The sequence below is a fragment of the Methylobacterium sp. J-030 genome, from assembly GCF_022829545.1.
Taxonomy (GTDB): Bacteria; Pseudomonadota; Alphaproteobacteria; order Rhizobiales; family Beijerinckiaceae; genus Methylobacterium.
The window spans coordinates 1-8,713 of the sequence record NZ_JAKSYM010000199.1 but is presented as its reverse complement, the minus strand read 5'-3'; the positions used below and the strand labels follow the sequence as shown (position 1 = coordinate 8,713).

6 protein-coding genes and 1 pseudogene are annotated in these 8,713 nt (G+C 65.4%); 3 read left to right on the top strand and 4 right to left on the bottom strand.

Going from position 1 to position 8,713, the window contains the following annotated elements; genetic code table 11:
* Both MKK75_RS13115 and MKK75_RS13110 read left to right on the top strand, forming a co-directional pair.
* Nucleotides 1-129, top strand: a pseudogene (locus MKK75_RS13115) (GDP-mannose 4,6-dehydratase); the annotation flags it as partial.
* Between the two features lie 65 nt (nucleotides 130-194).
* Complete coding sequence (locus tag MKK75_RS13110; protein ID WP_244042997.1) at nucleotides 195-1,676, top strand: aldehyde dehydrogenase; 1,482 nt, start codon at nucleotides 195-197, stop codon at nucleotides 1,674-1,676.
* A 263-nt stretch (nucleotides 1,677-1,939) separates the two neighbouring features.
* On the opposite strand, the gene MKK75_RS13105 is transcribed toward MKK75_RS13110, so the two are convergent.
* Together MKK75_RS13105 and MKK75_RS13100 are read right to left on the bottom strand one after the other, a co-directional pair.
* A complete protein-coding gene (locus MKK75_RS13105; protein WP_244042996.1) occupies nucleotides 1,940-3,157 on the bottom strand; it encodes an efflux RND transporter periplasmic adaptor subunit in 1,218 nt (405 codons plus the stop codon).
* A 12-nt stretch (nucleotides 3,158-3,169) separates the two neighbouring features.
* Nucleotides 3,170-6,340, bottom strand: a complete 3,171-nt coding sequence (locus MKK75_RS13100; RefSeq protein ID WP_244042995.1) for an efflux RND transporter permease subunit — start codon at nucleotides 6,338-6,340, stop codon at nucleotides 3,170-3,172.
* A 44-nt stretch (nucleotides 6,341-6,384) separates the two neighbouring features.
* Between MKK75_RS13100 and MKK75_RS13095 the strand changes: the two genes are divergently transcribed.
* Entirely contained in the window at nucleotides 6,385-6,594 is a 210-nt protein-coding gene (locus MKK75_RS13095) for a hypothetical protein (protein ID WP_244042994.1), read from the top strand.
* An 82-nt stretch (nucleotides 6,595-6,676) separates the two neighbouring features.
* On the opposite strand, the gene MKK75_RS13090 is transcribed toward MKK75_RS13095, so the two are convergent.
* Together MKK75_RS13090 and MKK75_RS13085 are read right to left on the bottom strand one after the other, a co-directional pair.
* Nucleotides 6,677-7,804, bottom strand: coding sequence for a glycosyltransferase (locus MKK75_RS13090; RefSeq protein ID WP_244042993.1), 1,128 nt, complete (start codon nucleotides 7,802-7,804; stop codon nucleotides 6,677-6,679).
* Nucleotides 7,805-8,340: 536 nt separating this feature from the next.
* On the bottom strand, nucleotides 8,341-8,713 hold a 373-nt coding region (locus MKK75_RS13085), incomplete at its 5' end, for a methyl-accepting chemotaxis protein (RefSeq protein ID WP_244042992.1).

Here is an 8,713-nt window from a genome sequence, read left to right as displayed (position 1 = left end):
GTCGAGGTTCTGCTGGGCAACCCGGCCAAGGCGAAGGCGACGTTCGGCTGGGAGGCGCAGACCAGCCTGGAGGCGCTGATCACCGAGATGGTCGACGCCGACATCAAGCGCCTCTCCGCAAACGCCTGAGCGCGCCTCGCCCCGGTCACGCATCCGGTCCATATGGCGCGCATCCGCTGACGGAGGAGCGCGCCGTGAAGACCTATCAGCTCTACATCGACGGTCAGTCCGTCGATCCGGTCGAGGGCTCGTGGTTCGAGTCGATCGATCCCTATCGCGGTGAGCCCTGGGCTCGGATCCCGCGCGCATCCCGGGCCGATGTGGACCGTGCGGTGGCCGCCGCCAAGCACGCCATGTGGGAGGGACCCTGGGCCGCCATGTCGGCCTCGGCCCGCGGCAAGGTCCTGCGGCGGATCGGCGATCTCGTGGAGCGCGAGGCCAAGGCGCTGGCGGAGGTCGAAGTCCGCGACAACGGCAAGCTGTTCGCCGAGATGTACGGCCAGACGCGCTACCAGCCGGAATGGTGGTGGTACTATGCCGGCCTCGCCGACAAGGTCGAGGGGGCACAGATCCCGATCGACAAGCCCGAGACCTTCGCGTTCACCCGGCACGAGCCGGTGGGCGTGGTCGGCGCGCTGACCGCCTGGAACTCACCGCTGTTGTTCGTGGCCTGGAAATGTGCCCCGGCGCTGGCGGCCGGCTGCGCGGTGGTGGTCAAGCCCTCCGAGTTCGCCTCCGCCAGCACGCTCGAATTCGCGCGTCTGACCAAGGAGGCCGGGCTCCCGGACGGGATGTTCAACGTCGTCACAGGCTTCGGCGGCGAGGCCGGCAGCGCGATCGTCGAGCATCCGGACGTCGCCAAGATCACCTTCACGGGCTCCGACGTCACCGGCGCCAAAGTCTACGAGGCGGCCGCGCGCCAGATCAAGCGGGTGTCGCTCGAGCTCGGCGGCAAGTCGCCCAACATCGTGTTCGCCGACGCCGACCTGAAGGCCGCCGCCGCGGGCGCGATCTCGGGCATCTTCGCCGCCACCGGGCAGACCTGCATCGCCGGCTCGCGCCTGCTGGTTCAGAACAGCATCCGCGAGGTCTTCACCGAGCGCCTGGTCGAATTGGCTCGCACCGCCAAGCTCGGCGACCCGATGCAGGCCGACACCCATATCGGCCCGATCACCACGCCCCCCCAGTACGCCAAGGTGCTCGACTACATCGCGCTCGCCAAACGCGAGGGCGCCCGCTGCGTGTTCGGCGGCAATCCCGCCAGCGGCCCCGGCGTGATCGGCGGCCAGTTCGTCGAGCCGACGATCTTCACTGGCGTCACCAATGCCATGCGGATCGCCCAGGAGGAGGTTTTCGGGCCGGTCTTGTCGATCATCGGCTTCGAGGACGAGGCGGAGGCGCTGCGGATCGGCAACGACGTGATCTACGGGCTCGCCGCGGGCGTCTGGACGCAGGATATTGGCCGCGCCATGCGCATGTCGAAGGGCCTGCGCGCCGGCACGGTCTGGGTGAACACCTACCGAGCCGTGAGCTACATGATGCCGTTCGGCGGCATGAAGCGCTCGGGCATCGGCCGCGAGAGCGGGATCGAGGCGATCCGCGAATACCTGGAGACCAAGAGCGTCTGGATCTCCACCAGCTGCGACGCGCCGGAGAACCCGTTCGTCATGCGCTGAGCACGGCGGGCGGCGTTCGCCGGAGAACGGCGAGCGCCGTTCCGGCTACCGGGCGAAGTGCGCGGTGGACATCCGGTCGGTGACCATTTCGTTGGGCAGGACGACGGCGACGCGCCCGATAAACCAGTCCTCCCGCGGTCCCCTGGTGACGGAGAGCAACGGGATATCGGACTCCTGCTCAAGGCGCGTGATGGCGTCGGTCGCCTCGTTGGTCCGGCCCCTGTGCGGCTGTCGCTCAGCCGACGAGAGACTCGGCTCGCGCCTTACTCCGCCGAAGCGGTATGCGGTATGGCGGATTCACCGGCGATCCGGACCACATCGCCGGACTTCAGGAATTCGAGCGGGTTGTCGACCAGCCGCTGCGCCAGCGTCACGCCACTCCGGATCTCGACATCGTTGCCGAGGTTGCGGCCGAGCTTGACCGTGCGCAACGCCACCGTGTGGTCGTCCTGGACCTCGGCCACCTGCGTGCCGTCGCGGTTGAACAGGAGTGCCGTGGCGGGGATCCGCAAGGTGTCGGGGTTGGAGGGGATGTGGAACTGCACCTCCACGAAGGCGCCCGGCCAAAGGGCGCCGTCCGGATTGTCCGCCTGCAGCTCGACCAGACCCTGACGGGATTCCTCGGTGACGGCATTCGCCGTCGAGGTGAGTTCGGCGGAGAAGGCCGCCTCCTGCCCGGGGACATGCAGCGACGCCTTGAGGCCTGGCTTCATCGCCACCAGGAAGGCCTGCGGCACGTTCACGAAGACCCGGATCCGGTGAATGTCCGACACTCTGTAGAGCGGCCGGCCCGAGGTGCCCCCGGCCGTCAGGAGGTCGCCGAGATCGACCGCCCGGGCCGTGACGACTCCGTCGAAGGGCGCCTTGATCTGCTTGAAGCGCGTCAGCTCCTCCAGGCGGCTGACGACCGCCTGCTGGGCCACGAGGTTGCCCTTGGCGACGGCCACCGCCGCCGTCCGCGAGGCCGCGGTGAACCGGTCGGTGTCGCCGCGCTCCTCGCTGGACCAGCCCTGTGTCACGAGCCGCGCGGTGCGCTTGTTGGTCGCCTCGCTGAGATCTGCATTCGCCTGGGCCTGCTGCACCGCCGCCTGGAGCTGGACCAGCGTCGCCCGGGCTTCCAAGAGCTGCTGGTCGAGGTCGGGGGCCGAAATATCGACGAGAATCTCGTCCTTGCGCACGCGCGCGCCGATGTCCTTGTGCCAGGCCGTCACGTAACCGCTGGCACGGGCGTAGAGCGAGCCGGTGTAGAAGGCGTTGAGCGTACCGGGCAGCGTCAGGTCCTGATCCTGGGGACCGCGCTGGGCCTGGACGATCCGCACGGTCGGGACGGCCTGCTTCTCGGTCCAGGACGCGATCTCCTGCATCCCCTTCGCGCGGTCGGTGATCCCGAGATAGGCGAGCGCCGCGGCGCCAGCCACGACGCCGAACAGGAGAACGACGACCTTTGCCGCTCGGGGCTTCGGTGTCTCGACGGAATCCATGGGCGATCCAGCTCAGACGGACGGGGAGGGGTGGGCACCGGAGAGGGGGGCATCCGCACGGGCGCGGGCGCGCCCATGTACGAGGCTGAACACGACGGGGACGAAGAACAGCGTCGCCGTCGTGGCAAAGAGCAGGCCGCCGATCACGGCGCGGCCGAGCGGCGCATTCTGGCCCGGCTCGATCGCCATCGGGAGCATGCCGATCACCATAGCGAGGGCGGTCATGATGACCGGCCGCAGCCGGGTCGCGCCGGCCGCCAGGGCAGCGTCGAGGGCGGTCAGGCCTGCTGCCAGCTGCTCCCGGGCGAAGCTGATCACGAGGATCGAGTTGGCGGTCGCCACGCCCATGCACATGATCGCGCCGGTGAGCGCCGGGACGGAGACGTGCGTGTGCGTCACGAACAGCATCCAGACGATGCCGGCGAGCGCCGCGGGCAGCGCCATGACGATCACGAACGGATCGACCCAGGATTGGAAGTTGATCACGATCAGCAGGTAGATCAGCACGATCGAGAAGCCGAGGCCGATCAGCAATTGCTGGTAGGCATTCGCCATCGTGACCACTTGGCCGCGCACCGACACGGTCGAGCCCTTGGGCAGAGCATCCTTGGTGGCGTCGATGATCTGCTGAATGTCGGTGGCAGTGCCGCCGAGATCGCGGCTCTGGGCGGCGGCCAGGATGTTGACCGTGTGGATCACGTTGTAGTGCGTAACCACGGCGCTGAGCGGCTCGGGGGCGATCGTCGACAGGCCGCCGAGGAGCTGCGTGGACCGTGCGGCCGTGATCGGCAGGTTGTTGAGGTCGCCGAGCGTATCGATCGCGTATTGCGGGGTCTGGACCGAAACCGGGTAGGAGACACCGTTGCGCGGGTCGAGCCAGTAGGTTGGGGCCGTCTGCGTGCTACCGGACAGGCTGGCCTGGATGCTCGTGGCCGCGTCGCCCTCCGTGAGCCCGACGACGCCGGCCAGCGCCCGATTGAAGTCGACATGCAATGCCGGGTTCTTCGACTGCTCCTGGATCCGGGCATCGGCCACGCCGGCCACGCGCCGGATCCGCGACAGCAGCGTGTATGCGTAGGCGCGGTTCGCCTCGTCGTTGGCGCCCGCGATCTGCACGTCGAGGGCCGCGGGCGAGCCGAAATTGAGGATCTGGCTGACGATGTCGGCCGGCAGGAACGAGAAGGTCACGCCGGGGAAATCCTGCGGCAGCTGCGCGCGCAGATCCCGGGTGAGTTCGGCGGGCGAGGTCTCGCCCTCGGTCATGGTCACCAGCATGTCGGCATCGAAGGTGCCGATCGTGCCGCTGTTGCCGTAGGAGATGTTGATGCCGCTGATCGGTAGGCCGATGTTGTTCACCACGCTCGTCACGCGTCCGGGGGGCAGGTGGGCGCGGATGCGGGCCTCGATGCGCCCGGTCAGCGCGGTCATCTCCTCGATACGCGTGCCCGTGGGGGCGCGCACGTGGAGACGCAGGGCGTCGGACTCGATCGACGGGAAGAAATCCCGGCCGAGATAGGGGAGCAGCCCGAAGGACAGGCCGACCGCGAGGAGGAAGCCGGTGGCGAACAGGCGCCGATGCGCGAGGGCAAGGCTCAGGAGGCCGAGATAGCCCTGCCGCAGGCTCTCGAAGCGGCGCTCGAAACCGCGCTGGAAGCGGCCGAACAGCCCAGGCGCAGCCTGGTCCGCATGTCCATGGGCGTGGTTGGCCAGCAGGTAGCGCGCCATCGTCGGCACCACCGTGTAGGTCAGCACGTAGGAGGCGATCATGGCGAACACCACCGCCATGGCGAGCGGCCGGAACAGGAAGCCCGCCACCCCGCCGAGCGCCAGCAGCGGCGCGAAAGCGATGCAGATGCAGAACAGGGCGATGGTGGCCGGCGGCATGATCTCCTGCGCGCCGCAGGTGATCGCCGTGACGATGTCCTCGCCGAACTCCTCCATGTGCCGGTTGATGTTCTCGATGGTCACCGTCGCGTCGTCGACCAGGATGCCCACCGCCAGGGCGAGGCCGCCGAGCGTCATGACGTTGACGGTCTGGCCCAGCACCGAGAGGGCGATCAGCGAGCACAGCACCGCCAGCGGGATCGACACGGTGATGATGAGGGTCGAGCGCCAGCTCCCGAGGAAGACCAGGATCATGAACCCGGTCAGCGCAGCCGCGATGATGCCCTCGCGCACCACGGCCACCACCGAGTCCTTCACGAAGCCGGACTGATCGGCGACATATTTCAGGTCGACGCCCGGTGGCAGCGTCGCCTGGATGGCCGGCAGCCGCGCCTTCACGCCGGCGATGATGTCCAGCGTCGAGGCGTTGCCGATCTTCAGGACCGACATCAGCACGCCCTTCTTGCCGTCGAGCTGAACCACATTGGTCTGGGGCGGCGAGCCGTTACGGACGTGGGCGACGTCGCGCATGAACACGACCGCCCCATTCACGACCTTCACGGGCAGGTCGTTGAACGCCTCGACGGTCTTGGGCGAGTCGTTCAGATCGACGATCCACTCGTAGGTTCCGATCTTCTGGGTGCCGACCGGCGTGATCAGGTTCTGCCGGGCGAGCGCCGCGCCGACATCGGCCGCCGAGAGGCCGTGGGCGTGAAGCGCCGACTGGTCGAGGTCGATCTGCACCTGCCGCGCGGCGCCCCCATAGGCGTAGGGAAGCTGCGCCCCCGGCACCGTGGCGAGCTGGGGCCTGATGAAGTTCATGGCCAGATCGTTAAGGGCCGTCTGCGAGAGGCTGTCGCTCGACAGGGCGAGCTGGATGATCGGCACGCTCGACGCGTTGTAGGCGAGCATCAGCGGCGGTGTGATGCCCGGCGGGAGCTGCTTGAGCTGCGTCTGCGAGATGGCGGTGACCTGCGCCTGCGCGGCGGTGATATCCACGCTCGGCTGAAAGAAGATCTTGACGATGCCGTAGCCCGGTACCGACTGCGATTCGGTGTGCTCGATGTCGTTCACCGTCGTGGTGAGCGAGCGCTCGAACACCGACACGATGCGACCCGACATGTCCTCAGGTGGCAGGCCGGTATACTGCCACACAACGCTGATCACCGGGATGCCGATGCTGGGGAAGATGTCGGTGGGCGTACGAAAGATCGACAGGATCCCGAAGATCAGGATCAAGATCGACATCACGACGAAGGTATACGGGCGTAGGAGGGCCAGTCGAACGATTGCGGCCATCGTTTCAGGGCTCGTCCGCGTCGCGATGTGGGGAGTCCGCCGGGATGCGCTGCATCTCCGGCATTCAGCATTATGAATTCAGTGTATCAATAGGGCATTTTCATGGCTTGATCCAGCCCCGTGAGCTGGAAACATCGCGAGACAAATTTGCTCTACTCTTGCCGAACGAATTCAGAAGTATTATTCCGGCGGCTATTGGCAAGAAGCAGGGCGATGCCGCGAGCGCGGGTGCTTCTTTTAACAGCCTCGGCTAGGTTGTACCTGCCGATCCTGCGTCCCGGTCCGAGGCCGGAGGCTCTACGCGCGCCGATGTGGCGATCGGAATCGGATCAACCGTCACACCTGCCAAAGCGGCATGAACGGCGTTCGATAGGACGACGTCGCAAAGCCCCAGATTGGATCGACCATCTTGCTGAGCGCTTCGCGCGCCAAACGCGCGATCCGCGCCCGCACATCTGCGGGGATATCGGGCTTCCCCAATATGTCCAAGCAACTCGTCAAACAGGCGCGGAACTGACCTGTATTATAAGCATTGACCGCGTGTTCATCCCGCAGGCCATATTGGTAGATCCAATTCTGGATGAAGAGACCAGCGCTGTCCATCGTTGTCGGCAAACCTGCTTCAGCGTAATGGAAGCCCTCGACGAACCGGCGCTTCCCCCTGCAACACCGGCTCGCCCCATGGCGCGCTTCAGCCCGGTCCGGGCGGGTGGCGATGGCGCGGTCGTAGACCGCCAGGATCTTGTGAACGGGTTCGTTCGCCGCCTCCATGATGTAAGCGACGCTGAGAAGGCTGATGTAGACCTCCTCATCCCAGATCCCCTGTTCGGCGCGCCTCGAATAATACTTCAGCGCATTTGCGTAATCTCCGATATCGCGGTAGCTCTGCGCTAGGTAGAAAGTATAGCGTGCGACCAGGAAGGGATCTGTCTCCGTCTTCAACGCCTTTTCGAGAAGCGCGACATCGCGCTCGTAGGTCTTGCTATCCAGGTGCCGGGCCCCGTCTTCTCCGCGGCGCATGGCGAGCGGCAGGGACCCCCGCCACGACGCTATCGGACAGTCGATGAATTCGTGCACCACGCCTAAATAGCGCCAGGGGTACATATTGTTGACTAATTGCGTACGCGGGTACCGGGTGAAGCTGTCCAGAATGGTCAGATCATAGGCTGGCGCTTCGAGCTTCGGCATGATGAAGCCGGGGGGGATGACCAGTTCGTCATCCGCATCGATAACCAGCGTAAAATCCGCGTGCGGGCGAGCCAAGTGCAACGCCTCACTCCGGTTATGGGCGAAATCGACCCAGGGCCGCTCAACCAGGAACCCGGGCATGTCGGCCATCGCGGCGCGAATGACATCCTGAGTGCCATCGCTGGAACCGGTATCGACCACGACCCAATGATCGATGATCGGTCTCACTGTTTCGAGACAGCGACGAATAACGTGCGCCTCATTTTTGACGATCATCGACAATCCGATCGTCTGTCCGCTCAAATTCATCTTAAAACCTTAGACGACCGCATAAAATATGGCGTAGCTTTCAAGATCGCCTTCTAGCGCGGCTGGAAAAATTCGCAAACCGCATGTCGCCGATTTAATTTACTCCAGAAATACTCATTATACTTTGTTAGAAGCGGATTTTTGACGAAAATATTTAATATTTATCAAATTATACAAACTGATTATCGGTATAAATCAGGTTTCGACAGAAACAATAAAGTATCACATCCGCCGTGCGATCTGTGGCAAGGCCGTTCGTCGCGATCGATGGGTGCGTCCGCCGCGCGGAGTGAAGCGGGATCGTCGGCCCCGCACAGATCTGTCGGTGCCTCCGGCGTATCGGCGTTGTCGATCTGCGCGCACCCGCCAAACGGATGCCCGATCTCGATGAATCGCCCCGTCCGATCATCCGGCGTCGATGGTCGATCGTGTTCTTGAACGCCGGATGGTCGTGACGATGTCGTGCGGGGACATCGGCCGTTATCGGTCGCCGAGACGGGACCTCAGCCCATCGACCGCGAAGCTTCCCGAACCTGCCGGGTCGCGTGATCAAGACGGTCGCTCGCCGCGGCAATCGTATCCATACCGGCCGTGATCGCCGAGATTCCGCCGTAGGCAGTCTGCAGACGGCCAGACATTTCCCGCGTCACCACGGATTGCTCCTCCACGGCCGAGGCGATCGCGGACGAAACGGCGTTCAGCGTGCCGATCGTGTCCCGGATGGAGCCGATCGCGTCCACGGCGTTCCGGGTCGTCGCCTGGCTTGCGGCGATCTGTCCGCGAATTTCGTCGGTGGCCCGGCCGGTCTGCAGCGCCAGGGTCTTCACCTCGCTGGCGACCACCGCGAAGCCGCGCCCGGCGTCACCCGCGCGGGCT